Origin of the sequence: Sinanaerobacter chloroacetimidivorans (assembly GCF_018128545.1) — a bacterium.
In the GTDB taxonomy this organism is placed as follows: domain Bacteria; phylum Bacillota; class Clostridia; order Peptostreptococcales; family Anaerovoracaceae; genus Sinanaerobacter; species Sinanaerobacter chloroacetimidivorans.
In genome coordinates, this window is the sequence record NZ_JAGSND010000001.1 from 238,038 (window position 1) to 264,473 (window position 26,436).

Sequence of the window (26,436 nt, forward strand, 5' to 3'; positions counted from 1 at the left end):
CAGCTCCCTGACGCCTATGATTTGAATTTTGTGGAGGTCAAATAGATGAAAACAAGAGCAGTTAGACTATACGGAGAGAACGATTTGCGGCTGGAGGCCTTTGAACTGCCGGAGATAAAAGAAGATGAGATTCTAGTAGAGGTGGTTTCCGACAGCGTCTGTATGTCGACATACAAGGCAGCGATATTGGGAAAAAAGCACAAGAGAATACCGCAGGATGTTGATGAAAATCCAATCATCGTAGGGCATGAGTTTGCAGGCAATATCGTCAAGGTGGGTGCAAAGTGGAAAGACCAATTCAAGGAGGGAAACAAATTTGCGCAGCAGCCTGCGTTGAACTACAAAGGGTCCATGTGGTCTCCGGGATACTCCTATATGTATTTTGGAGGAGATGCTACATACAACATCATTCCGACCGAGGTAATGGAACTGGGATGCCTCCTGAACTACGACGGAGAGACCTATTATGAGGCGTCGCTGGCAGAGCCCATGTCCTGCATAATCGGAGCTTTTCACGCAAATTATCATACGGAGATGGGAAATTACGTGCACAAAATGGGTATCGTGGAAGGCGGCAAGATGGCGCTTCTGGCAGCCGCCGGTCCAATGGGGCTGGGGGCGATAGACTATGCCCTGCACTGCGACAGGCGGCCGGAATTACTTGTTGTTACAGACATTGATGATGAAAGGATCGAGCGGGCAAAAAAAATATTCCCGGAAGAAGAAGCACAAAAATGCGGAGTTAGGCTGATTTTTGTCAATACTGCCAAAATTGACGATGCAGCAGGGCATCTTAAGGCCCTTGCCGGGGGGGAAGGTTTTGATGATGTATTTGTATTTGCGCCTGTGCAGCGGGTCTTCGAACAGGGAGACAGCATACTGGCGAGGGACGGCTGCCTGAATTTCTTTGCGGGTCCGACGGATACCAGTTTTTCAGCGTCACTGAATCTATACAACATACATTATGCTTCCACCCATGTTATGGGTACGACAGGCGGAAATACCGACGATCTGATAGAATCTCTGAAGCTTACTGAGAAGAAACTGATCAACCCTGCGGTTATGGTAACACATATCGGCGGCTTGGATTCAGTTGCGGAAACCGTTCTCGATCTGCCGAATATCCCGGGAGGAAAAAAGCTGATCTATACCCATATCGACATGGAACTTACTGCCATAAGCGATTTTGAAGAAAGAGGAAAAACAAACACGCATTTTGCAAGGCTGGCGGAGATCACCGGCAGAAACAATGGTTTATGGTGTGCGGAAGCAGAGAAATACCTTCTGGAAAACTGGGAGAAAAACTGTGTCGTTTAGGCAGTAGAAATCTACAAATCACAGATATGAAAATAAGGATGGAGGGATGACTGTGGTATATAGCGGTATTGCCGGTTCGGAAGGAATTGCAGCCGGTAAGGCATACGTGTTTATCAATAACCAGACGGAAATTGATATGGAAGCAGTGGCATCTGATGCCATTCAAACAGAGCTCGAAAAGCTCAATGAGGGAATAGAACTAAGTAGAACACAGCTTATCAGGCTGAAAGAAAAGGTTTTGCAGGAGTTTGATGAGAGCAAGGCACAAATCTTCGAAGCCCATAGGATGATGCTTGAGGATCCGGAGTTTGCCGGTGCCATCCGGGAAGCAATCACATCCGGCTCCGTCAACGCAGCTTACGCTGTAAAAAAGGTGGCAGATTCCTACATCGCCATATTTGAGCAGATTGAGGATGATTACATGAGGGAAAGGGCGGCGGATATCAAGGATGTCAGCAGCAGGCTTACAAGGAACATTCTCGGGATTTCCTCCTGGGACCTTCTCGCAATTAACAGTCCTGTCATAATCGTGGCTCATGATTTGACGCCTTCTGATACAGCCATGATGAACAAGGAGTATGTTCTGGGATTTACTACTGATGTAGGGGGCAGCACCTCCCACACTGCAATCATGGCAAGAAGTCTCGGCATTCCTGCGGTTCTTGGATTGGGAGACATAAGCAGCAGGATAAAGGATGGTGATTATTTAATCATAGACGGATTTGAAGGCAAGATTATCGTAAATCCTGATCAAGAGCAGCAAGCAGAATATGAAATGAAAATCAGTCAGCACAGAGAGCGCAGGAAAAAGCTTCAGGAGGTGGCTTCCTTGCCGGCAATCACTGCAGACGGAAGAAGAATCGAAATTTCCTGTAATATCGGAACCCCGGAGGATATACACGGTGCTGCAGCAAATGGCGGAGACGGTATAGGGCTTTTTCGAACGGAATTTTTATACATGAATAGCAATTCTCTTCCCAGTGAAGAAGAGCAATATGAGCAATATCGTAAGGCCGCGGTTTTGCTTCAAGGGAAGCCGCTGATCATCAGAACCTTGGATATCGGGGGGGACAAGAAACTTCCTTATCTCCGTATACCCGAGGAGATGAACCCGTTCCTTGGCTGGAGGGCAATCAGAATCTGCCTGGAAAGGAAGGACATATTCAAGACGCAGCTTAGGGCAATTCTCAGGGCCAGCACTGAAGGGAACATCCTTATCATGTTTCCTATGATTTCAGGTGTTGGGGAAGTCAGAGAGGCAAAGAAGGTTCTTGAGGAGACCAAAGAAGAGCTGAGAAGGGAAAACATAAAATTTGATGAGAATATCAGAGTGGGTATCATGGTGGAAATACCGTCAGCAGCAATGACAGCTGATATCATAGCGAAAGAAGTGGACTTTTTCAGTATTGGAACCAATGATTTATGTCAGTATGCTTTGGCGGTAGACAGGATGAATCCGAAGGTATCAAGCTTGTATCAACCGCTTCACCCTGGAATACTCAGGCTGATAAAGAATGTTATTGATGCATCGCATAGATATGGAAAGTTTACCGGCATGTGCGGGGAGATGGCAGGAACAGAAGAGGCTTGCGTCATACTCCTGGGTTTGGGGCTTGATGAATTCAGCATGAGTGCGGCAGCAATCCCTGCAATAAAGAATCTTGTGAGAAGCGTGACAATCAAGCAGGCAGAGGAAATTGCCGATCATGCGCTGACTATGGATACTCCGGAAGAGGTACTGGAATATTCAAGGAATATATTGAATCAAATTAACAAGGGTCTACTCTGCTCCTAAATGTAATTAGGGTTACAGAGTACTGGCTTAGGGAGGATAGAACATGATATCGGAAGTGATCACAATAATGAATGACACAGGGCTTCATGCCCGGCCTGCTGCAGTGTTTGTAAGCACAGCTGCAAAATTCAAATCTGAGATTATGCTGCAGAAGGGTGAAAAGCAGGTAAATGCAAAATCCATACTGGCGGTGTTGTCTTTAGGGATATCCAAAGGTACGGATATTATAATTTCGGCACAGGGCCCCGATGAGGAAGAGGCCGTAGGCGCCCTTGTGGAGCTTACCAGATCAAACTTTAATGAGTAGATGAACAACAAGCGCTGTGTTAGATGTTAATGCAGCGCTTGTTTTTTATATAACCCCAAGAAAATTTTATTAATACCCAGTATACTGATATTAGTTAAAAAGATCAGAATATTTTTGCAATCCGTGCTTTGTACAATACAAATATAAGTCGCCGCCGGTTTTTATCATGGGAATACGGACTTCTGCACTTTGTTCTGGATACAAACGGGTTAGAAGCACTCTGTCGTAAAGCACATACACCACAAACGAAATATAGTGGTCTTTCATCATATCATGACGGATGGAAATATAGTAGTCTATGTCCATTTCTTGTACTGTAATTTCATGTTCTGCAGTGTGAGGCACCGGCTTCAAAGGCCTCAACTTTCGTCCGCAGCAGGAAATGGAGGCGCTTCCTGTACTCGTCAAAATGTTACCGCAGGCAGGGCACACATAGAATTGAATTTTATCAATTTTTCCCACGTCAGGCAGATTGGGATCAAGTTTACCCTCCAGCATTTTTTGAATGTCTGCCCCCAGCACTGCCGCAAGCTCAGACCATAGCGTAACATCGGGGCAACCCAAACCGCACTCCCATTTAGATATGGTCTTGTTGCTGATATTCAGCAAATCCGCAACTTGCTGCTGTGTCAGACCCTTTTCTTTTCGCAACTGAAAAATTAAACGCCCAACCTTGGCACAATCCACATGAATCACCTCCAGGATGTTAAGAATTTATCATTGCTATAGGTATTTAGCAATGACTTGAATTAACCGAGCCGGAAGCTGCCGTAAATCGGTGATGTCCAAAAAGCGTTCCTCCCCGTAAATATCACAAATGGTATCTTTATCCTGCCCAATGGCAGCAGCAAGAAACAATACACCTTTGCGACTATATTCCCGTATCACGCCTTTCATATCAGTTATGGCGGGCTCGCCGGTATAGTCCGGCATAGCTTTTGGCTGACCGTCACTGATGCTGATGAGCAGCTTTATCTTTTGCGGTGCTTTCATCAGTTTTTCCGCCAGGATGCGCAGCGCCATGCCATCTCGGTTGTTACTGTGTCCTTGTATCGCCATAAGGCAATACTTGTCATTCAGAGCTGGGTTCTCGTAGTCAATATAGGAGTAAAGCGACATTCTCTCCAAAGATGAGCGGTCTGCTGTATCCCCGTAAATCAACATTGGTATTTTACAGCTTTCACAAAATTCATAGACTGCGACAGCCGCCTGCTTTGCGGCATCCAACCGCCCGAAGGCGCTCATAGAGGCCGATTCGTCAATTCGTAGTGCAACTGCAAGAGAAGGTTCTTCATCCGGCGGACACTTTTGGGAATAGTAATGAAAATCAGGTGAAGCCAGCTTTTCTGCATGGAATTTCGTCCCATAAACACGAGATTTCGCAAACTCTGTGGATACTTCGTGTTCCAAAAGCGGAACAGTTTTTCGCACCAACTCCCGGATTACCGGCATCAACGCGGATGCAATCTGATGATATTCACGATGATGGGCAAGCGTTGCTTCCGGTCTGTGAACAATCAGATTTACTTTCTCATGGGAAGAACCCTTTACCATTTCCCGTGCTTGCTGGTTCAGATGCTTGCGAAACTCCCGCCTTTGCTGCTCTAATTCCTCATTGGCTGTTTGTTGCAACTCGTGATAGATGGGGTCGCCGTCCTCGCCGTTATCGGAGCTTTGCGTATCAACGGCGTTTCCCGCATCATGATTAGACTGACTTTCGCTATCAGCTGATTTTCGCAGAGCAACCGCCGGGATGTCATTCGGCACAGTGTTAGAGAACTCTGTCTCTATAGTTCCCTCTGCATGGATTTCCATAACCTCGCCGTTGGTTTTGATTCGCCGATCCGATATTTCTTCCAGTTCTGACAACACCCCATGCTTTGATAAGGCTTGTTCCAGAATAACGATTTCATCGGGGTCGGTAGTAATTTTATAAATAACCTTGTGATATAGCGCGTCTACCGTCTCTGAACCCTGAAGGACAGCATCTACCCAAAAAAAATAGGAGCGCATACCAGCCACACCCTTTATGGCGTTTGCCTTTGCGGTTTGATCCAATAAAACAATGACACGAGCAAAAGTCAACAGTAATCCTTCATCAGTACATCCGGTTTTGGCTGCCGCTCGTTTTGCCATAACTTCGACAGAGGGCAAGTCCATCTTTTCGCTGTGCTGCACACGGTCACGCAGGGCCTCGTTCAGCGGGCGGCAGCCATTGTAGCCCCGATTTGTGGTAATAACCGCAATAAAATCAGGATGACGATGGACAATCCGGGTAGGCAGATTGATGCTGCCGTCCAGCTCCAACGCCGAGTTAAGCGCCATCAGCACCGCTGCGTCACGAATTACTGTAGGCTCCTGAATTTCCAGCAACCAGCCGTTTTCATAAGCTTGCACAATTTCTGAGGGATAAAATTTGTAGGTTACGCCTTCAGTATTGTTTTCTCCCTCCGGCAACACCGGTAGGATAGAACCTAACACGTCGGATTTGTCCATATCCGCAAAACAGGTCACTTTCGTATAGGGCAGTCCAAAGTCGGCGGAGAGGGCTTTTGCAAGCTGTGTCTTGCCGGAACCGGCATCTCCCTCTAGCAGGATATTTGTAATTTTCATTTCGCCGCGTGTCCAATTCCGATAAACCTCTGCACAAATGCGGCGCTCAGCGTCACTTTCGATGTGAGTGACAGGCTTTTGCCAGACAAGGGATTTTTCTTCTTCCGTCAACTGTCTGGCAGGTGACAGAAGCCATTGATTTTTCATTTTAACAATACTCCATTTCTTCAAATATTCGGGATAGCACACGCAGCCGTTCCCCGGTCAGTTCGCCCAAATCATTTAAAGCCTGAGAAAACTTCTGAATGTCTTCGTTGATATTCGGATTTTCGGTGCAGACAGCGATTGGCATAACGCCGCCCTGAACACCAATCCGTTCCACTGCCGGTTTCTCCGGGTTATATAACAGCGGCAGCCGATAGGCTTCACGAAAATACAGCAGAGTGCGGCTTAGAAAAATCATCAGATCAAGCACCTGATGAATGGGTAGTTCAGTGCTGATTTCTAATTCGCCGTTCGCTGTTTCTTTCCAGATTTGCGCTACAATTTTCATATTCTTATTGATTTCCAAAGTCGGTGTGCCCAGCGTTAACCGTTTGATGTCAGACTGATAGGCGTCTTTTCCATCTATACGGTCATACTGATCGGCAATCATGACGATATTCTTGTTCATCTCCACATCCTCCTTGCTTGTTTATCCTGCACCAGGCATTGCTCACGCAACGCTTCCAGTTCGACGGTGTGGTCGTCGGCGGGGTTTTCATATTTAAGGGTCTTCACTACGGAAAGCTCAAAGCCTTCCATGCCATAATGGTTCCATAGTTCTTGGAGCCTTTTGTTCGGATGATAATTAGCAGCAAGTTTGGCGCTGGTACTATTAAAATCGGCCTTCGTATCTTTTGAAATACCCAGGAAAGACTCATTGGCTGCTATGCAACGGTAAGAAATAACTCCCATTTCGGGTCGTCTGTTTCTATACTCCTCAAGAAGTTGTTTTTTTCTTTTCATATCCATATTGTTCACCTCGGATTTATTGTATATGCTGTAAATAATGAATACAATCCACGCTCCGTAGAGTCTACGTTCAAAAAAGCAAAGATTTCTCTAAAAAGATGGATGGTTTTTTATTGAGGTGACTTTGTCACCGCTTTTATTTCGATTTCATGCTAAAACTGTTACATAGAAAAACAAAGTCACCCTATATGATTTTGTTTCCAGATTTAATTTCATCCGGGAGGTATAGCATTAAAATGAGTTCGTTTTACATGAAAACCAACAAAGTTTTTACACCAATCAGAAAATACGCGTGGATATTCACTCTTACAGTGGCCATAGGAGGCTTATGGTATCCTAAATTGGGTTTGCTGGTAATACCAGTCATTCTGTCGCTTACATTGTTATCCTTTTTTAAGGGCAGATATTGGTGCGGGAATTTTTGCCCTCATGGCAGTCTTTTTGATTCACTTTTGAACCCGTTGAGCAGAAATCAAAGAATACCTAAATTCTTTCGATCCAGAATATTTGCCGGTTTCTTTTTTCTTTTTTTCACAGCCAATCTCATTCGCAAAATCATCAAGGTGGCTGGGATCTTCGGAACAATGCAATTCTGGGATAAACTTGGATTTATTTTTGTTGCCAGCTACTTAATGGTCACAGTTGTGGGCGGTTTGCTGAGCATTATCATCAGCCAGCGTACCTGGTGCCAATTCTGCCCCATGGGTATGATGCAAATGCTGTCCTATAAACTAGGAAAGCAAATCGGTTTCAATAAAAAGACAGATCAAAAAGTGACAGCGTCAAGAAAAGAAATGTGCCATAGCTGCGGAAAATGTTCACGTGTCTGTCCAATGCAGCTTACTCCTTATCTTGGGTTCTCTGATCAGAATCAATTTGACAGTGAAAAATGTATACGATGTTCCACCTGTGTAGCCAATTGTCCCGCGGGTATTTTATCACTGAATACTGAGAAAAAAGCACAGGAAATCAAAATACAGACAAATTTGGACGGCTATGAGAACAGGCAGAAAATAAAAGCAAGGATCATTAAGATTATAGAAACAAAGGACGATGTCAGGGAAATCAGTTTTCAGTTTCTAAATCCGGAAAAGGTAAACTACAAGGCAGGGCAGTTTATTCTAGTAAAGATACAAGAAGATCCTGTCATGTTCCGGGCTTATTCCATTTCTTCTTATAATGAAGACGGCACCGGGCTTCAGGTTTCCGTTAAAAAAGCGCCAAAGGGATATGGTACAGAGATTATCTTTAATCAATTCCATGAAGGAGATCTCGTTGACCTGGAAGGACCAATGGGGGCCGAACTGATTATTGACAAGAAAGCGGAGAAGATCGTCATGATAGCCGGAGGAATTGGAATTACTCCCTTTGTTCCAATGGTTCAGGAAATTCTAAAGGATAATGAAATTGTTAAGGATGTAAAACTCATATATGGAGTAAATCAGGAAAAAGAATTTTTATATGATGATTTCTTTACGGATATGAATCTTGACAGCAGCAAATTTGAGTACAGAAAGATCGTTGCATCCGACGAAAACTGGAAAGGCCAAAAGGGTTTTGTCACCGATGTTTTGAAAGAAATGCACCTGGAAGGTTATAAAGTGTATATGTGCGGGCCGAAACCCATGATAAAGCCGACAGTGAAGCAACTAAAAGATCAAGGGGTAGCCGAAGACAGTATTTTTTATGAAAGCGCATAGCAAAAGGATTTTTGAAAAGACTTATGGTAAGTCGGAAAAGATTAAAAAAACGGGAATGCTCGAAAGGGCTGTAAGAATAAAGTAAATTAGAAGAGGATGCTTCCTATTTTTAAGCATCCTTTTCCTTTTATCGATGGACGATACACTGAATTTTATGATATACTTGCCATGCGGAAATTTCAGGAAGTATGATAGAAACAGGTGATGATATGAGTAAAATTTTAGTTTTGGCTGAGAAGCCTTCAGTAGGCCGTGAGATTGCGAGGGTACTGGGCTGTACTCAAACAAAAGAGGGTCATATTATTGGACAGAAATATATTGTTACATGGTCTTTGGGGCACTTGGTTACCCTGGCAGACCCGGAACATTACGGAGATCAGTATAAAAAGTGGTCTTTAGATACCCTTCCCATGATCCCATCCAAAATGGATCTTGTAGTGATAAAAGAGACGGGGAAACAGTTTCGTGTGGTAAAGGATTTAATGAAAAATCCAGAGGTCTCGGAATTGGTTGTCGCTACCGATGCAGGAAGGGAGGGTGAACTGGTAGCCCGATGGATTATTCAAAAAGTTGGTTTTCATAAACCGATGAAACGTTTATGGATTTCCTCCCAGACAGATAAGAGCATACGGGAAGGTTTTGCCCATTTGAAAAAAGGCTCGGAGTATAATAATCTGTTCCATTCAGCTCAAAGCAGGGCAGAAGCGGACTGGCTGGTGGGGCTGAATGTTACGAGAGCCCTGACCTGTAAATATAATGCACAGCTTTCTGCAGGCCGTGTCCAGACCCCTACACTGGCGATGATTGTAAATCGGGAAGAAGAAATTAAAAAATTTACGCCCAAGGATTACTATTCCATACACGCTGAGTTTGGTGGGTTCAGAGCTTTATGGGCGGATTCCGCCAGCGGGCAGACCCGGATTTACAATAAGGAAAGAGCTCAGGAAATCTTAGACAAGGTCGCAGGCAAGGATGGGATCGTAACGGAGCTTACTAAAAATTTAAAGAAGGAAGCGCCGCCTTTGTTATATGATTTGACGGAACTACAAAGAGATGCCAATGTCAGATTCGGGTTCTCTGCTAAGAAAACCCTGAATATCATGCAAAGCCTTTATGAAGAACATAAAGTACTGACGTATCCCAGAACGGACAGCCGCTATTTAAGCAGCGACCTTGTTCCATCCTTTAAAGACCGTCTGCAGGCAGTGGCCTGGGGTGAATTTGCCGGGGCGGTGAATGAAATTATAAAAAAAGGAATGAAGGTTTCTAAGAGAATCGTCGACGACAGCAAAGTAACAGACCATCATGCGATTATTCCTACGGAAGAATATGTAAGAGCTTCGGATCTCTCCTCTGATGAAAGAAAAATCTATGATTTGGTGGTGAAAAGATTCCTGGCTGCTTTTCTGGATGATTACCAATCCGAGATGACGACTGCAAAGCTTCAGATTGAAGGAGAACGTTTCATTACAAAAGGAGAAATCATCAGGCAAAAAGGCTGGAAACAAATTTATAGTTCCGATGGGTTCTCTTTTCAGGAGGAAGAGGATGAAACTGAGATGAAGAGCCAAAACCTGCCGGAGCTGAGCCAGGGTCAGACAGTAAAGCTGATCGGCTGCAGGCTGGGAAGTGAAAAGACAAAACCTCCCGGTAGGTACACAGAAGCAACGTTACTTTCTGCAATGGAACGCCATAATCTCGGAACACCGGCTACCAGAGCGGAAATTATTGAAAAAATCATTACGGCCAATTCTGTTGAAAGAAGAGGAAAAGAACTCTTCCCTATGAGTAAAGGACATCAATTAATCCAGCTGGCGCCAAAGGAGCTGAAGTCTCCTGAGCTAACGGAAAAATGGGAAAAGCGTCTCTCCGCAATCAGCAAGGGTGAAGAAAAAAGTGACGACTTTATCCTTGAAATGAGAGAATTTACGAAAACATTGGTCAGCAGGGTTATTGCCAGCGATGAGACATACCGGCATGATAATATGACGAGAACCCGGTGCCCCCTCTGTGATAAATTTCTTTTGGAAATCAACGGAAAGAAGGGAAAGCTGCTGGTATGCCAGGATCATGAATGCGGATACAAGCAAAGCTTGTCTTATGTAAGCAATGCACGGTGCCCCCAATGTCATAAAAAACTGCACGTGATCGGGGAAGGAGAGAAAAGAATCTATTCCTGTTCCTGTGGTTTTCGGGAAAAGTTTAGCAGGTTTAACGACCAGTTAAAAGAAAAGCGAAATCAGATGGGAAAGAGAGAGCTAAAGGAATATATGAACAAAATGGAAAAGGAGAATGAAGGAGAATCACCTTTTGCCATAGCTTGGGCAAAACTGCAGGAAGAGCAAAAGAAAAAATAATGGAATTCTTATATTTTAGGAAATTGTTAATAAATGACAAATAAATAATTATTTTTTAGCAAACTAATAATTGGCAATTAAGAAATGAAGGAGTAAAATAGTTTTCATATATTCATAATATTGTGAATATTCCATGTTATGTGTGTACTACATAAAGGAGGTTACAATGAAAAGAAAACTAGCGATTCTATTGGCGGTGTTGTTGGTTCTGACTTTTTCCACGGCAAATGTTTTTGCAACCGATTATACGGTTCAATCAGGAGATTCCCTATGGAAAATTGCTAAAAAATTTAATATGTCAATCGATACTCTGGTTGATTTAAATAAGCTTCAGAATCCTGATCTGATATTTCCAGGACAGATATTAAAAACCTCAGGTACTGGAGAAACCGGTTCGCAAAATGCCGCCGCAGCTGCTGCAGGCACTCAACCTGCTTCAAAAGCAAAACCCGGAGTGATCGAAGTGAAAAAGGATATCGATCCGGATGGCGGAGCTGATCTGTATGATAATACAGGGGATCACTCAGGTTCAAAGTATTATGTAAATCCTGATTTCTATCGAATGAAATCCGACGACGATTTAACGATTCTGAGTCAATTCAAAACTTATCAGCAGACGGCAGAATGGTCCTGCGGAAGTGCAACCATATTAATGGTTTTGGAACATTTTGGCGTAGATGATTACAGTGAATGGGATATTGCAGTAAAATCCGGCGCTCATACAGATCAGGATGTACCTGGATCCCTGCCGGGAACTGCAAATAATTTCCCCGAATATGGCACATCAGTGGACGATATCGTGAAATTCTTTCATACCATCGGTGGTTTTAAAGTCGTTCAAACCAGTTATAAAGCTGACTATAAAGCAAGTGATTTGATTCAGGTGGGTGACAAGAGCGTACCCGAAAATGATTGGGGAAATCTTCCGGGAACCTTTGAATCCGTTTCTCTTTATGCATCGGATAATGATCCTGACACAGAAAATTGGGTCGCTGATGCCAAAGACTCTTATTTTGTGAAATGGGTTACCGGTAATTTAAAGGCAAATCGGCCAATTATGGTTGAGTGGGGTGACTGGGACGGTCACTGGCAGGCAATTATCGGATATGATACCAATGGCACTGCCGGTATCGGTGATGACGTGATCATCTTTGCAGATCCTTACGATACCTCAGACAGCTGGCAGGACGGGTATTATTATTATCCTGCCGAAAGATGGTTCTACATGTGGTCAGACAGAGCAGTAGCTCCAAAGCCGTATCAGATTCAGCCATTTGTTATTGTTGAACCAGTGAAGTAATTTCCATTTCTTTCGAATTTACTGCACTGTCATAAAATTTAAGTTACTCTTATAATAAAGCGCCTTATGAATCGATTTATCGAATCATAAGGCGCTTTATTTTATAACGTATTTCGCTCTTTTTTAACTTTGATATAATTTCTAAAATAAGATTATGATGAAGCTTTCAATCGATTTGCAATTTCCTCCGCATCCAATAATCCCTTCCCTTGAAGCGTTTCACCCACTGCGGGTAAAGGTTGTGCGGTTTCCATCATAATGGACTTGACTTCATTGGGAGTCAGTGAGTTTTTTGCTTCCAACATTAAAGCCGCAATTCCTGAACAGATTGGGGTAGCCATCGAAGTGCCGGAGAGAGAAAGATAATTTTCTCCGACCCTCGCATATCTGTTCCCTTTATCAATGGTTGAATTCGGCGATCGCAGAGAAATAATATTGGAACCGGGGCACAGGATATCAGGCTTTACCAAATTATCGATGGTTGGGCCTCTGCTGGAGTATTCCGCTATTTCATAATCACTCGGATTCGGTGAATTTTTATCATTGATAGCACCAACTGTAATCGCTGCCGGATCAATGGCAGGTGTCAGGATCGACTGTACCTCAGGCCCTTCGTTTCCTGCTGCAATACAGACGACGATACCGTTATTCCAGGCTTTTTCTACGGCCTGACAGATAGGATCTTCACGATAGCTTTGCGTTGCCGAACTTCCAAGTGATATATTGATGACCCTGATGCCAAGGCTTTCTTTTTTATCGATACACCATTGGATTCCCCGTATAACGTTGGACATGGAACCGGCACCCTTCTTGTTTAATACTTTTACACCGATTACATTCGCCTGGGGAGCGATTCCCTGATAACGCTGATTGGATTTCATTCCGTCGGAAGCGATGGCTCCCGCCACATGGGTACCATGGCCATTGTCATCATAGGCTGTGGATTTTTGATTGATAAAATCTTTAAATCCGGTAATTCTGCCGGAAAGATCCGGGTGAGGATAGATTCCCGTATCAATGACTGCAACGCCGACTCCTTTTCCCGTATGCTGAAGCTCCCACAGCTTTGGAGCCTTGACAACTGTTGACGCATGATCCAAAATCGCCTTTACTTCATCGTCATACCATATTTTCATGACATGTTGATCCTTCATTAACTTCTCTAAAGCCTTTACATTGACTTTCGTTGTAAAGGAATCGATGATAGGCAGTTCCATTTTGATTTTACAGCCTGTTGACTGCGCAATAGAGCTAAAACATGAATTGATTTCAAGTGAAGGCTCCATTTGTACGATCACAGAAACCTTGCGAAAATGCTGTCTTAGCCCTTTAAAATATTTCTGCAGAAAGCGGGGCACAAAGCGAAAGGGTTTATCCCAGGCCAGTGTCTGCTTTTTTAAACTGGGATATAATTGATCTATATTCGAAAGAATCCAGCTAAATTCTTCAAAAAACATGAAAATACACCTCCGTATTTCTATAACATTTTATTCAAAGACAGGATGTTTGTGACTGGAAGGTGGATTTTATGTAAACTTAAGTAAAAAAAAGAGAAGATTGAATAAGCTGAAAATTCCAATAAAATACCTCTTATTTCCATATTGACAAGGAAAAAACAGTAAAGTAGAATTGTCGCAGTTGTAGAAACAATAGTGTAATTTACGACTATTTTAATGCACGATAAATTGCAGAGCAAATTGTCGGCAAACTTTAAGAATGGTAGAGAGGGTACGGTAAACAAAATGTCAGAATTAGTTTCAACATCCGATGGACAAAACTTAATGGAAGGCATCCGCCAAATTCAGCAGTATAATTTTGCCATTGGCATATTAGCCATGCTGCTGGTAGGTTTTGGATTCCTTATGGTCTTTGTCAAAAACTATGGTTTTAGTGCAACAACAGGAACTTATCTGTTAGTAGCCACGGTACTTCCTGTTTATTTATGGCTGAAATCAACAGGGATCTTATCAGAAGAAGCTGTAGAGCCGGCTCGTATCGAGTCCTTGCTTTTTGCCGAATTTGCTGCGGCATCCGCATTGATTGCCATGGGGGCAGTTCTTGGACGCCTTCGAGTCTATCAATACGCTTTGCTGGGCCTATTGCTGGTCCCCTTTTATATGATCAATGAGTGGCTTGTTCTGGATGGCGGATTAGGAATCACAGAAGGTTTTGTAGATGCAGGTGGTTCTATTGTGATCCACGCTTTTGGCGCATATTTTGGAATGGGACTGACCTTCGCATTAACGAGTGCAAAACAAAGAAATGAACCGATAGAAAGCGATATCACATCCGACCGGTTTAGTATGCTGGGTTCCATGATTTTATGGATCTTTTGGCCAAGCTTCTGCAGCGCCATTGTTCCGGAGGCACAGTTTGAACAGACGGTTATCAACGTCATATTGGCTCTTTGCGGAGCAACCCTTTGCACCTATATAATGAGTTTATTATTGCGTAAAAAGATTGCCATTGCAGATATTGCCAATGCATCTCTTGCAGGCGGAGTAGCAATCGGTGCAACCTGCAATCTGGTGGGAGCAACGGGTGCTTTTGGTATTGGTTTACTTGCCGGCGCTCTTTGTGTAATCGGATACACGATAATTCAGCCTCGATTACAGGAAAAATTAAAGATTGTAGATACTTGCGGCGTACATAATTTGCACGGAATGCCGGGACTGCTGGGAGGATTGGTTGCCATTCTTGTTGTGCCGGGATCTGTGAAAGCTCAATTGGTTGGGATACTGGTTACTTTAATCATAGGAATCGGTGCCGGATTGATCTGCGGCTTCATTATCCGTTTAAGCGGATCCAAACAAGCTGCTTACGAGGATTATGACGAATTTATCCATGAATAAAAATTCCCTAAGGCTTTACAGTTGATAATAAAATTACCAAGGTGTATAATTATGCTAATTCAGAAACATAGTAATGAAATAGTATAAGTTGATATTGAAAGGAGATTTTTAAGGATGAGAAATAAATCATTCCTGTCTTTCATTTTGGTAATGATATTGGTCTTTTCGCTGACAAACTGCGGAGGCGGTAATGAAAAGGCGTCCGATACCGAGCAAGCTACGCTGAACGTAGTGAACTGGAAGGATTATGGTTCTGACAATTCGGAGTTTGTCGCTGCATTTGAAGAAGCTTATAATTGTAAAATCGTTAATCAATATATGTCCAGTGAAGAAGATTTACTGACCAAATTACGAACATCAAAACCAGGCGAAATTGATGTATGTCTTCCCAACTGTACAATTCTTACAGCTGCAATCGAAGAAGGCCTGCTAAAGGAAATCGATCCGGGCAAGCTTAAAAATTTTGATGTTATGTTTGAACGTTTTAAAACTCAGAAAGAAGTCATGAAGGATGGAAAATATTTTGCTGTCCCATTCGTATGGGGCTCCACGGCTATTGCTTATAATACCGATGAAATAAAAGAGCCGCCTACCTCCATGAAGGCACTTTTTGATGAGAAATATGCAGGAAAAATCGCTTTCCGCGATGACTATAATGATGCTGTGATGGCTGCTGCCATTGTCACCGGGCAGGATCCCAATAATCCGACAGACCTGGATGCCATTAAAGAAACGTTGCTGGCCCAAAAGAAGCTCAATAGAACCTATTGGAAAACCGGTGATGAATTTTCAAAATTATTTGCAGGCGGACAGATTACCATCGGTATGATGTGGTCAGGCCAGGCTGCATCTATGAAGCAGGAAGGCCAGCCCATATCCTTTGTTGTTCCTGAAGATGGTGCAATCGGCTGGGTAGACAACTGGGGCATTGTAGAAGGTACGGAAAACGAAGATTTGGCCTATGCTTTTATTGACTGGATGATCAGCAAGGATTTCCAATACAGCTGGGCGGCGGGCGGCGGACCGGCTCCTGTCAATCAGGAAGCTGCCGAAGCGATCAACCCGGATTATGCAGCCTCCGCAGGTATGGATGAGAATTCATTAAATCGACTATTCTTCATGGAATATCGCAGCAATGAAGTAAAACAACAATGGAATGAACTGTGGACAGAAGTGAAAGCGACCAACTAATTCATCTTTTTTCCAGCATGAAACGCCGGACAGTATTCCCGGCTACAACGAATAGACTTGATTCAGTGGTGGATAACTATCCACCACTGTTGTTGCTTTAAAAGGTTTACAGATTAAGAAAGGAGGAGTTCCTTTACATGAACGTGCAAAAAAAATGGCTAACCTTGCCCGGACTTTCTGTCCTGTTTGTATTTGCGGTGGCACCGCTTTTCATCATGCTTTTCTACAGCTTTCAAAGCGATAATCCGGTTATGGAATTCACTTTGGAAAATTATAAACATTTTTTTGAAAAGTCCTTCTATCTGACTCTAACTTGGAATACCATAAAGAACAGTTTTTATGTGACCCTGATCAGCTTGGCCATATCCTATCCTTTGGCCTACATTATGGCTAAAAAATTAAAAGGGGCCAGAAACATCATTCTCGTACTTATCATTATTCCTTTTTTTACAAATCAACTGGTAAGAGTTTACTCCTGGTTGATTTTTCTGCAGGATGGCGGTATTTTTGAAAATCTTTTAAGCTCTCTGGGAATTGTTCATGGCGTACTGGGAATTCTGTACACCAGAACGGCAGTGATTATTGGTTTGGTACATGCCTTTTTCCCGTATATGGTGATTACGATTTATCTGGCGTTGGAAAAACTCGATAATGCTTTGCTGGAGGCCAGTGCCAGTCTCGGAGCATCCGGTTTTGAAACCTTTCGAAAAATAACATTGCCTATGTCCTGGCCTGGGATTGTTTCCGGATTTCTTCTTGTTTTTGTCCCTTGTCTGGGTACCTTTGTGGAGCCGCGCATCCTTGGCGGAGTAAACGGTACTGTGATCGGAACTGTGATTGAAGATCAGTTCTTTGAAATATACGGCTGGAATTTCGGAGCAGCCATCGCCTTTATTTTACTGGCAATGGTTTTAGTCAGCATTCAAATCTTTACGCGGTTAGGAAAGGAGAGAGCTGTATGAATAAAAACGGAGTGGTATCCAAGGCATTTCTCCTTTTTGCCCTGATGTTTCTATATACACCCATTGTTGTTTTAATTGTCATGAGCTTTAATTCCTCCCGGTATAATCAGCTGCCATTTGAATTTAGCCTGCAATGGTATCAGGGTTTATTTGAAAATCAAATTCTTTTGGAAGCTACCAGAAATTCCATCTGGATTGCAGCTGTAACGGGTATCGTTTGTGTCTTTTTAGCCACTATGCTCATGCTGGGTTCCCAGGTACTGTCTCACAGATTTCAGCATTGGATGCAATCTCTGATGCTTATGCCGCTCACCATTCCCTGGCTCATCATGGGATTATCTTTATTGTTAATGATACGAGCTATGAATTTCGATAAGAGCTTGTTTTTCGTGCTTGCCGGACACGTTGTCATTTCACTGCCCTACTCAGTACTGGTACTGCAAGCCAGAATGCAGTCGATGGATTCTGCATTGGAAGAGGCATCCGCCTCCCTGGGGGCCGGAGCAATGACCACTTTTCGAAGAATTACTTTGCCTGTGCTTGCTCCTGCAATGGTTGCCGGAGGGTTTCTGTCCTTTATGATCAGTTTCGATAACTTTGTAATCAGCTATTTTTTACTTCCTTCAGGCTTTTCCACCTTGCCCATTGAAATTCAATCTTCTATTAAGTTCGGGTTTACCCCTGAAATCAACGCTGTATCATCCATCATTATCGGAATTTCTTTGATCTGCCTGGCGGTAGTAGGGATGATTATGGGATCCAGCATAAAAAGTATATTTGGTAAGGAGGCGTAGTTATGGCAACAGTAGCAGTTAAAAATTTGACGAAGAAATACGGAAATCATACCGTATTGGATCATATCAATCTGGAAATTCCTGAAGGTTCGCTGGTTTCCTTACTGGGACCCTCGGGCTGCGGCAAAACCACAACTCTTAGGCTGATTGCCGGGTTTGAAAAGCCTGAAACTGGGGATATCTTCATTGACGGTGTCAGAGTTAATGATATTCATGTCAATAAACGCAATATCGGTATGGTGTTTCAAAGCTATGCGCTGTTCCCGCATATGACGGTTAAAGAAAATATCTCCTACGGATTGGAACAAAGGAAGCTGTCAAAAAGTGAAATTGAAAGCAAGGTGGCAGAGGTTCTAAAATTGGTGAAGCTGGAAGGTTATGAATCCAGAAAACCAAAACAGCTCTCAGGCGGTCAGCAGCAGCGTGTTGCCCTTGCAAGAGCTCTTGTCATCCAGCCTAAAATTCTGCTGTTGGATGAATGCCTGAGTGCACTTGATAAAAAACTTAGAGTAGAGATGCAGGTGGAACTTCGCAGAATTCTTGAAGCGAGCCAAATTACCGCGTTGTTTGTTACCCACGATCAAGAGGAAGCATTAACCCTGTCAGACTATATTGTTGTCATGCAGGAAGGAACCATCGCACAGATGGGAAAACCCTTTGAAATCTATGAGAAACCCAAAAACCGTTTTGTAGCGGGCTTTTTAGGAAAGGCGAATTTCTTTGCGGGGGAAGTGACAGAAACCCATGAGAAGTCTGTCAGTCTGAAAACTGATGGAGAACAGGTGATTCTTTCCACCAATATGACAAAGCAGAAAGGGGAAAAAGCGGTATATGGGATTCGCCCTGAAAAAATAAGACTTCATGGGGAAGTTCCAAGCTCACCGCATCTTTCGGGAATCATTCGTTTTATTACCTATGCCGGCAATATTACAACGTATACCTTGGACTGCTGCAATAAGCAGATTTTGGTGGAAGAACAGAACTCTTATGCAGTCTCCAAATTTGAATTGGGATCAAGAGTTTACCTCAATTGGGATGCCGAACATTGCTTGCTGATGGAGGATGAAGTATAAAATGAATGGAATTTTAATTTGCGGCGGTTTGCTTATCGATCGGTATCTTCTGGTGGATCAATACCCCGGACGCGGCGGGGATGGATATATTTTAGACAGCTTTGATGTTGTGGGCGGATGCACTGTTAATGTTGCACGAACCGTTAAAAATTTAGGGGCAACCCCTTATATGGTATCCTCTGTGGGAAATGATCCATGGGGTAATGAAATCATGGATTTTATGAAGAAAGAGCAATTTCCTGCCAATTGTGTGATACAGGGTGAGGGAAGCACAGGCTATTGTCTCGTTTTTCTTGAACCGGACGGAGAGAGAACCTTTTTAACCTTCAAAGGCTGTGAAGGAATCTTTTCGGATGCTTTGATATCTGAAAAGGCAGAGAACTGCTGCAGAACCGCTGTCGTTACCGGTTATTATCTGCTGGATCCCGCTGCCATGAAGCTGATAGAAAAATTGAAAAAATTTAAAGAGTGGGGATTTCAGATTATCTTTGATCCCAGCCCTTTGGTGGATAAGATTCAGGCAGACCTACTGGAAGAAATGATGAAAATCAGCGACGTTATCATTCCAAATCGTTCCGAGGCTAAAGTTTTAGCAGGAAATAAAGAACTGGAACAATGGGCCATTGCCTGCAGCGAAAGAGGTACCGCAATGATTATCAAGAATGGCAGTCAGGGAGGTATCCTGTATAAAAAGGGGAAAAAAATACCTTACGATGCGGTGCAAGTAGATGCCATTGACACCACAGGGGCAGGAGACAGCTTCACCGGAAGTATCGCCTACTCGCTTCTTTCCGGCATTCCTCTGGAAAAAGGCGTGCTGTTGGCTGCGTCCAGCGCTTCAGTGGTTGCAACGATAAAAGGACCGCATGGAAATTTCTCTGTTTCTCAGCTTACGGAAGAAGCGCAACGAATATGGAGGGAGTATCAAAATGTTAGATAGAGCCTATGGCTGCCTGGCCGGGGCAGCAATCGGGGATGCCATGGGGATGCCGGCATCCTTTTTTACCAGGAAAAAGATTAAAGAAACCTATGACTATATTCAGGACTTTCTTGAGCCGGAAAAGTCTGAACAAATTTACCATGGAAATCTTGAAGCCGGCGATATTACCGACGATACCCAGGAAAGCATGATCATTGCAAATATCTTAATTGAACATGGCAAATTTCAGGAAGAAGCATTTCAGCTGGCCATGAAAAACTGGGCTATTGAGCAGAAAATGCTGGAAAGCACTGTTATCGGGCCTTCCACCAGACGATTCCTGACTGCTTTGATCGAGGGAGCCGATCCAAAAGAAGGCGCCAAAACTGGGGATACCAATGGCAGCGCCATGCGTGTGGCACCCATCGGTATCAAATATTGGTATGATTTGGATTTGTGCATAAAAGCAGCGGCAAAATCCTCTCTGCCAAGTCATGGAAGCGCTCCTGCTGTTGCCGGGGCCTGTGCGGTTGCAGCTGCTTGTGCCGCTGGTATCAAGGGAGGATATTCAACGGGACAAATTATGGAAAAAGCTATCCATGCTGCTCAATATGGTGAAGAAATCGGTTTCGAGATAACCGCGCCGAGAGTTTCCAAAAGAATCGCACTGGCAAAACGTATCGTTGATGAAAACAGAGAAAAAGGGATGCAAAGGATTTTGGACGAACTGGTGGACCTTTTAGGTGCCGGAATGAAAGCCTATGAGTCAATCCCTCTTTCCTTCGGAGCCTTTTATGCCGCAGAGGGCAATGCCAGGGAGGGCATCCTCGCAGCAGTCAATGCAGGTGATGATGCTGATACCAACGGATCCATCTGCGGGGCGATCTGTGGGGCCTATTCGGGAAGGAAGTCTCTGCCTGAAGAGTGGATACAAAGAGTAGAGAGGAAAAGCAATTTAAATTTTCATGAAATGGCCTCAATGTTATTAGAGAAATAACAATTTCTTGATATTTCTGCGAAAAAACAGACATACTAACAACGAAAATATTTAGGAAAACGGGGGTTAGTTATGTCAGAAACTACTACAAAAAATATGCAGGGAAGAGTCAGTTATCACGATTCTGTAGAAGAGATGCTCAAACGTATCAGAGATGATGGACTCTCCAGTGTCTTTTCCAGATGGGATCCGCAGGAAAAAATACGTTGTTCCTTTTGCCTTCAGGGATTAAGCTGTCAGCTTTGTACTCAGGGGCCATGCCGAATCAATGAAAAGACAGGTGCTGATAAAGGCGTTTGCGGTATCGGCCCGGATGCAATGGCCATGAGGAGCTTATTAATGAGAAATATCATGGGGGCAGCAACTTATGGTCATCATGCCTATGAAGCATTTCGAACGTTGAAAGCAACAGGAGAAGGAAAAACACCTTTCAAGATTACCGATACGGATAAGTTGAAATGGTTCTGTGAAACAGTCGGAATCAACGTAAATCAGGAAACAAACCAATTAGCAATTCAATTGGCCGATTTTCTGGACCAGGAAATGAAAGTGACACCGGACCAGCAAAGTAAAATGGTTGAAGTTTTTGCACCTAAGAAGAGAATTCCAATTTGGAAAAACCTGAATCTATATCCGTCCGGGGTGCAGCATGAGGTGGAAAACTCTATCGCAAGCTGCTTGACCAATGTAGATGGTGATTACGTATCCTTAGCGAAAAAAGCACTTCGACTAGGTCTTTCTACCATTTACACCGCACAAATTGGTTTGGAAATGACCCAGGATATTTTGTTTGGAACACCGAAACCTCATGAAGTTACTGTGGATTTAGGCATTATGGATCCGGATTATGTAAATATTGTATTTAACGGCCATCAGCCTTGGATCGGTGTTGCTACGCTGTTAAAGGCAAAACAGCCGGAGTATCAGGAAATGGCAAAAAAAGCAGGAGCAAAGGGTCTTCGAATTGTTGGATCCATCGAAACAGGTCAGGAACTTCTTCAAAGATTTGAAGTGGATGATGTCTTTGTAGGGCTTATGGGGAACTGGCTTGCCATTGAACCATTCCTGGCCACAGGTACGGTAGATGCTTTTGTCATGGAAGAAAACTGCTCGCCGCCTGCAATTGATCAATACGCTGAAAAATATCAGGTATCACTCGTCAGTGTCAGCACAATCATCGGCGTACCGGGTACGGAGCATGAAATGCCGTATTACCCTGCAAAGGCTGATGAAATGGCAGAAAAATGCATCCAAATCGGCATTGAGAACTTTAAAAAGAGACATGGCATCATTAAGCCGATGGTTCCAAAGCATACCACAACAGCTATCGCCGGATTCTCTACAGAAGCGGTTCTATCTGCCATAGGAAATGATCTGAATGTACTCGTAGATGTCATTGCCAAGGGTCAGATCAAAGGCGTTGTCGCTTTAGCCAATTGCGCAACTTTAAGAAACGGTCCTCATGACTGGAACACCGTTAATATCACCAAAGAATTGATCAAAGGAGATATTTTAGTTGTAGCAGGCGGATGCGGAAATCATGGCTTGGAAGTAGCGGGGCTGTGCAATCTGGATGCTATTGAATTAGCAGGGGAAGGTCTGCAAGGAGTCTGTAAGGCCTTGAATATCCCTCCTGTTTTAAGCTTCGGAACCTGTACGGATACGGGAAGAATCTCCATGCTTGTTACCGCTTTAGCCAACCATTTGAATGTGGATATCCCTGATCTCCCCATTGCGGTAACGGCACCGGAATGGATGGAACAAAAAGCAACCATCGACGGATTGTTTGCTGTGGCTTATGGAGCTTATACCCATTTGTCGCCGACACCATTTGTTACCGGAGCACCGAAACTTGTTAAGCTTTTAACAGAAGATGTAGAAGGACTGACAGGCGGTAAGGTGGCATTGGGAGATGACCCTGTGCAGGCTGCAAAGGATATCAAAGCGCATATCTTAATGAAGCGTAAACAGATGGGCTTAAAAGAATAGATGAACTTTAAAGAAATAAAGTAAAATAAAGAGGACAAAACTATTATATAAAGCAAAGCTCTCTATTCTATTGGACAAAACGAATAGACTAAACTAAAAGTAAGAAAGAGAAGGCAATGGGATCCCCGATGATAGGTGTATCCTGCTTTCTCTTTTTATTATTCCGTCAATATCGCTTTTAGCGATATTGACGGAATATCAAAGAAAGTACCTTGACCGTTGCCTTTTTGCCCCAAGCTGTCCGTTTTGCCTCGGCTTTAGCCGCAATGGCAAAACGGACAGCAGCGAGCAAAGCGAGTCGGAGGCCACAGGCCGTTGCTTGGCTTGGCAAAACGGACAGCAGCGCGCGAAGCAAGCTGGAGGCGCAGCCGTTGTTGCCCTTTGGGCAACATGAGTGAATAGAAATCTTCGATTTCGTTATTCGTTCTTTCTTTATAGAAAAATGGAAACAATTGCATCCGAATGAGAATTTTGATAAAATAAGTTCTAAAATAAAATAGATTGGAGAATGTTTATGTTTCAGCTGCCTAAATATACAGAACCGGACTTTAGTCAGGAGATATTTGTGAATTCACCGGATGCTGCAACCAGCATCGTTCAGATAAAAGGAGTCGCTCCCGATCAATATCATGCCACTTCCATGTACCCCGAGTATTATAAGATTCAGGGCAAATGGGTGCTGCTGCCGGAAACCAGAATGGATTGCGTTCCCGTGATCCACCCCGATGGAAGACTGGAAGCGAAGGAATTTCGAAGACTAGAAGCAGGAGAAGTGGTCATCACCGGGAGAACAGATAACGGGACTGAGGGGATCTACCTTTACAGCGACGGGTTTAAAAGAGAAGCGAAAGGAATTGATACCTTCGCCTTCCGGAGCGGAAGATCCAGAGAAACCTCCTTTGACCAGGATTACGATACCTTAGTGGAACTTCTGGAACACGATAAGGATAATGGCCATATTATCTGGGTACTGGGGCCAGCGGCCATATTTAACGAGGGTTCCAGAGAAGCCATGGAGTACATTTTGGATCAAGGCTATGCCCATGCTGTTTTCGGGGGAAATGCAGTTGCAACTCATGATCTGGAAGGTGCTCTGTTTGGCACTGCATTGGGTCAGGATATCTGTACAAGAGAAAATATACACAACGGCCACTATCACCATCTGGATGCCATCAATATGATCAATAAAGCAGGGTCCATTGAAGAAGGCGTCAAGGAGTATGGCATTGATAACGGAGTGATTCATGCCTGTGTAAAGAATCAGATCCCCTTTGTACTTGCCGGATCCATCCGTGATGACGGCCCTCTGATCGGCGTCATCGACGACATGTCCCAGGTTCAGGATGCTATGAGAGAACACACCAAAAAAGCGACAACCATCGTTTGTCTTGCCACGCAGCTGCATACCATCGCCACAGGGAATTTGACACCCTCTTACAATATCAGGGAGGGGGCAGTCCGGCCGGTCTATATTTATGCTGTAGATGTCTCGGAATTTGTGCTGAATAAACTGAGAGACCGCGGAACACTGGAGGTTACTACCATTGTATCCAACATTCAGGATTTCTTGTATAAACTTACGCATAAACTTCAAAATAAATAGTTGACCAATGGTTTGAATCCAAATATAATTAATCACATGTGTGTATGTTGTATACACAAGAATAATGATGATTAATGGAGAATAACGATGGAAAAACACAACGAAAACGAATCACACGTTATAACGGCAAAGTTACACGACGGTACTGCCAATCCTGCTCCTTTGGGCCTTTTGGGTTTTGGAATGACAACAGTGCTGCTCAACTTACATAATGCCGGGTTTTTCGGTTTAAGCGCTATGATTCTTGCCATGGGGATTTTTTACGGTGGTTTGGCACAGGTCTTTGCCGGATTTATGGAGTGGAAAAAGAACAACACTTTCGGAACAACGGCATTTCTTTCTTATGGATTATTCTGGCTTTCTCTTGTGGCATTGCTGGTAATGCCGGTACTTGGATGGGCTGAAGCGGCGAATAGCTTGGGAATGGCTGCGTACCTTTTTATGTGGGCCTTATTTACTTTCTTTATGTTCATTGGTACGTTAAAAATCAGCAGAGCTCTGCAGTTTGTTTTTGGATCCTTAACCGTACTTTTTCTGCTTCTGTCACTGGGTGATTTTACAGGTAACGAATCTATCACTGTGATTGCAGGATATGAGGGAATCCTTTGCGGCTTGAGTGCCATTTATACCGGACTCGCTCAGGTACTGAACGAAGTCTATGGTAAAACAGTTATGCCTATTGGACCGATGAATGCATAATATCTTTATAGAACAGAACCATAGCTCCTGCTGTGGTTCTTTTTGCAAGAGGAATAGCACATTTTGAAATATAGTAGAAACGAGTCTCATCGTCCTTAATTACTCCATATCGTTTATGAATTTTAATTGCAACTCTTGCGTTGAATCGAATATAGGATTCAACGGAACGCAAAAGATAAGCGCCTTGCTCAACATGAAATTCATCTAAATGCTGATAGGTCCGCTTGATATAAGTTTCATACTGACGGTGATCATCCAATAAACGAATGTTGGCGTGCTGCGGAATGGTCATATCCTGAATCAGGTGCAAAACCGCACCAAAGTAGAACAATGCTTGGTGGAATTCCCCAAGCCGCCACAGCTGGAGAGCCTCCCGGTAATAATCAACAGCAAATTCCAGGGCATTTTTTCTGCCATACAGACCAACTCTTTTCCGATAGGGGTTATAGAAATGATTCGAGCTTTTAAAATCCTGATCCGCCCAAACAGTGCCCTTATTCAAATCGGAAAGATAACTTCTGAAAAAGTTGAATTCCGAACGGAACTTATCATTTTCAAGTATCACTAAAGCATGAGAATTTAATGCCTTATGAATTTTGCAGTCCGTGTGTATGATTCTTTTTTTTATAGGATTTGCGACAGCAAAAACAGTTTTTAAGAGATAATGATAAGTGGTTTCAATGATCTGAATAGGAACCACTCCTTTCAGTAGTAAGATAAACTTATTATTGACAAAATCATGAAATTCTAGTATCCTAAAGATTAGGTTAATGATGAAAAGATTGGATAGGCTAAAACAGGCAAATGCCTCAAAACAGGACAGGAGGACTACATAAATGAAAAATATTAAGACAATCGCAAAACCAACACTGAAGAATGTTGCCAGCAAAGGCTGCGGAGAATGTCAGACATCTTGCCAGTCTGCATGCAAAACATCTTGCACCGTTGCCAATCAGGAATGTGAAAATACAAAACGCAGATAACGATAAGAAAGAGTGGCGTCAGCCACTTTTT

General features: G+C 43.4%; 23 protein-coding genes. 17 read left to right on the top strand and 6 right to left on the bottom strand.

The features are described from left to right. Nucleotides 1-45: 45 nt before the first annotated feature. From KCX82_RS01240 to KCX82_RS01250, 3 genes are read left to right on the top strand one after another with little or no spacing between them, the layout of a single operon-like run. Nucleotides 46-1,317, top strand: coding sequence for a zinc-binding dehydrogenase (locus tag KCX82_RS01240; RefSeq protein WP_227016611.1), 1,272 nt, complete (start codon nucleotides 46-48; stop codon nucleotides 1,315-1,317). A gap of 46 nt (nucleotides 1,318-1,363) precedes the next feature. Continuing rightward, entirely contained in the window at nucleotides 1,364-3,112 is a 1,749-nt protein-coding gene (gene ptsP, locus KCX82_RS01245; protein WP_227016612.1) for a phosphoenolpyruvate--protein phosphotransferase, read from the top strand. 43 nt (nucleotides 3,113-3,155) lie between these two features. Beyond that, on the top strand, nucleotides 3,156-3,419 hold the full coding sequence (locus KCX82_RS01250) for an HPr family phosphocarrier protein (protein WP_227016613.1): 264 nt from the start codon (nucleotides 3,156-3,158) through the stop codon (nucleotides 3,417-3,419). A gap of 90 nt (nucleotides 3,420-3,509) precedes the next feature. Here the strand turns inward: KCX82_RS01250 and KCX82_RS01255 are convergent, their stop codons facing one another. Genes KCX82_RS01255 through KCX82_RS01270 form a run of 4 tightly spaced genes read right to left on the bottom strand, consistent with a single transcriptional unit; the run spans nucleotide 3,510 to nucleotide 6,986 of the window. Continuing rightward, nucleotides 3,510-4,106, bottom strand: a complete 597-nt coding sequence (locus KCX82_RS01255) for a helix-turn-helix domain-containing protein (RefSeq protein ID WP_227016614.1) — start codon at nucleotides 4,104-4,106, stop codon at nucleotides 3,510-3,512. A 36-nt stretch (nucleotides 4,107-4,142) separates the two neighbouring features. Beyond that, nucleotides 4,143-6,179 carry an AAA family ATPase gene (locus KCX82_RS01260; protein ID WP_227016615.1) on the bottom strand — a complete coding sequence of 679 codons (2,037 nt, stop codon included), beginning with the start codon at nucleotides 6,177-6,179 and terminating at the stop codon, nucleotides 4,143-4,145. A 1-nt stretch (nucleotide 6,180) separates the two neighbouring features. After that, a complete protein-coding gene (locus KCX82_RS01265; RefSeq protein WP_227016616.1) occupies nucleotides 6,181-6,645 on the bottom strand; it encodes a DUF6530 family protein in 465 nt (154 codons plus the stop codon). Further along, complete coding sequence (locus KCX82_RS01270; RefSeq protein ID WP_227016617.1) at nucleotides 6,642-6,986, bottom strand: GIY-YIG nuclease family protein; 345 nt, start codon at nucleotides 6,984-6,986, stop codon at nucleotides 6,642-6,644. Before KCX82_RS01270 ends, KCX82_RS01265 begins: the two co-directional genes overlap by 4 nt. 236 nt (nucleotides 6,987-7,222) lie before the next feature. On the opposite strand from KCX82_RS01270, the gene KCX82_RS01275 reads away from it, so the two are divergent. The 3 genes from KCX82_RS01275 to KCX82_RS01285 all read left to right on the top strand — a co-directional run bounded on the left by KCX82_RS01275 (nucleotide 7,223) and on the right by KCX82_RS01285 (nucleotide 12,343). Then, on the top strand, nucleotides 7,223-8,686 hold the full coding sequence (locus KCX82_RS01275) for a 4Fe-4S binding protein (RefSeq protein WP_227016618.1): 1,464 nt from the start codon (nucleotides 7,223-7,225) through the stop codon (nucleotides 8,684-8,686). A 209-nt stretch (nucleotides 8,687-8,895) separates the two neighbouring features. Beyond that, nucleotides 8,896-11,043 (top strand): DNA topoisomerase III, encoded by a 2,148-nt coding sequence (locus tag KCX82_RS01280; RefSeq protein WP_227016619.1) that lies wholly within the window; start codon nucleotides 8,896-8,898, stop codon nucleotides 11,041-11,043. A 166-nt stretch (nucleotides 11,044-11,209) separates the two neighbouring features. Continuing rightward, on the top strand, nucleotides 11,210-12,343 hold the full coding sequence (locus KCX82_RS01285) for a LysM peptidoglycan-binding domain-containing protein (protein ID WP_227016620.1): 1,134 nt from the start codon (nucleotides 11,210-11,212) through the stop codon (nucleotides 12,341-12,343). A gap of 152 nt (nucleotides 12,344-12,495) precedes the next feature. Here the strand turns inward: KCX82_RS01285 and KCX82_RS01290 are convergent, their stop codons facing one another. Further along, the gene (locus KCX82_RS01290) at nucleotides 12,496-13,800 is read right to left on the bottom strand and encodes a S8 family peptidase (RefSeq protein ID WP_227016621.1); all 1,305 of its coding nucleotides are present in this window, start codon (nucleotides 13,798-13,800) and stop codon (nucleotides 12,496-12,498) included. Nucleotides 13,801-14,016: 216 nt separating this feature from the next. Between KCX82_RS01290 and KCX82_RS01295 the strand changes: the two genes are divergently transcribed. The 10 genes from KCX82_RS01295 to KCX82_RS01340 all read left to right on the top strand — a co-directional run bounded on the left by KCX82_RS01295 (nucleotide 14,017) and on the right by KCX82_RS01340 (nucleotide 25,422). Next, nucleotides 14,017-15,195, top strand: a complete 1,179-nt coding sequence (locus KCX82_RS01295) for an ammonium transporter family protein (RefSeq protein WP_227016622.1) — start codon at nucleotides 14,017-14,019, stop codon at nucleotides 15,193-15,195. Nucleotides 15,196-15,309: 114 nt separating this feature from the next. Further along, nucleotides 15,310-16,386 (top strand): ABC transporter substrate-binding protein, encoded by a 1,077-nt coding sequence (locus KCX82_RS01300; RefSeq protein ID WP_227016623.1) that lies wholly within the window; start codon nucleotides 15,310-15,312, stop codon nucleotides 16,384-16,386. Between the two features lie 137 nt (nucleotides 16,387-16,523). Continuing rightward, on the top strand, nucleotides 16,524-17,348 hold the full coding sequence (locus KCX82_RS01305) for an ABC transporter permease (protein ID WP_227016624.1): 825 nt from the start codon (nucleotides 16,524-16,526) through the stop codon (nucleotides 17,346-17,348). After that, a complete protein-coding gene (locus KCX82_RS01310) occupies nucleotides 17,345-18,142 on the top strand; it encodes an ABC transporter permease (RefSeq protein ID WP_227016625.1) in 798 nt (265 codons plus the stop codon). Before KCX82_RS01305 ends, KCX82_RS01310 begins: the two co-directional genes overlap by 4 nt. 2 nt (nucleotides 18,143-18,144) lie before the next feature. After that, nucleotides 18,145-19,215, top strand: a complete 1,071-nt coding sequence (locus tag KCX82_RS01315) for an ABC transporter ATP-binding protein (RefSeq protein WP_227016626.1) — start codon at nucleotides 18,145-18,147, stop codon at nucleotides 19,213-19,215. A gap of 1 nt (nucleotide 19,216) precedes the next feature. Then, nucleotides 19,217-20,155, top strand: a complete 939-nt coding sequence (locus KCX82_RS01320; RefSeq protein WP_227016627.1) for a carbohydrate kinase family protein — start codon at nucleotides 19,217-19,219, stop codon at nucleotides 20,153-20,155. Continuing rightward, on the top strand, nucleotides 20,145-21,131 hold the full coding sequence (locus KCX82_RS01325; RefSeq protein ID WP_227016628.1) for an ADP-ribosylglycohydrolase family protein: 987 nt from the start codon (nucleotides 20,145-20,147) through the stop codon (nucleotides 21,129-21,131). The genes KCX82_RS01320 and KCX82_RS01325 overlap by 11 nt, the downstream gene beginning before the upstream one ends. A gap of 72 nt (nucleotides 21,132-21,203) precedes the next feature. Next, nucleotides 21,204-23,120 carry an anaerobic carbon-monoxide dehydrogenase catalytic subunit gene (cooS, locus tag KCX82_RS01330; RefSeq protein WP_227016629.1) on the top strand — a complete coding sequence of 639 codons (1,917 nt, stop codon included), beginning with the start codon at nucleotides 21,204-21,206 and terminating at the stop codon, nucleotides 23,118-23,120. Between the two features lie 514 nt (nucleotides 23,121-23,634). Further along, nucleotides 23,635-24,723 carry a putative NPN-dependent ornithine cyclodeaminase gene (locus KCX82_RS01335; RefSeq protein WP_227016630.1) on the top strand — a complete coding sequence of 363 codons (1,089 nt, stop codon included), beginning with the start codon at nucleotides 23,635-23,637 and terminating at the stop codon, nucleotides 24,721-24,723. An 87-nt stretch (nucleotides 24,724-24,810) separates the two neighbouring features. Continuing rightward, nucleotides 24,811-25,422, top strand: a complete 612-nt coding sequence (locus tag KCX82_RS01340; RefSeq protein ID WP_227016631.1) for an acetate uptake transporter — start codon at nucleotides 24,811-24,813, stop codon at nucleotides 25,420-25,422. Here the strand turns inward: KCX82_RS01340 and KCX82_RS01345 are convergent. Continuing rightward, complete coding sequence (locus KCX82_RS01345) at nucleotides 25,400-26,122, bottom strand: zinc dependent phospholipase C family protein (protein ID WP_227016632.1); 723 nt, start codon at nucleotides 26,120-26,122, stop codon at nucleotides 25,400-25,402. The two genes, KCX82_RS01340 and KCX82_RS01345, sit on opposite strands and share 23 nt — an antisense overlap. A gap of 136 nt (nucleotides 26,123-26,258) precedes the next feature. Here KCX82_RS01345 and scfA point away from each other — a divergent pair, with 136 nt between their 5' ends. Next, entirely contained in the window at nucleotides 26,259-26,405 is a 147-nt protein-coding gene (gene scfA, locus KCX82_RS01350; protein WP_227016633.1) for a six-cysteine ranthipeptide SCIFF, read from the top strand. The last annotated feature ends 31 nt before the right edge of the window (nucleotides 26,406-26,436 follow it).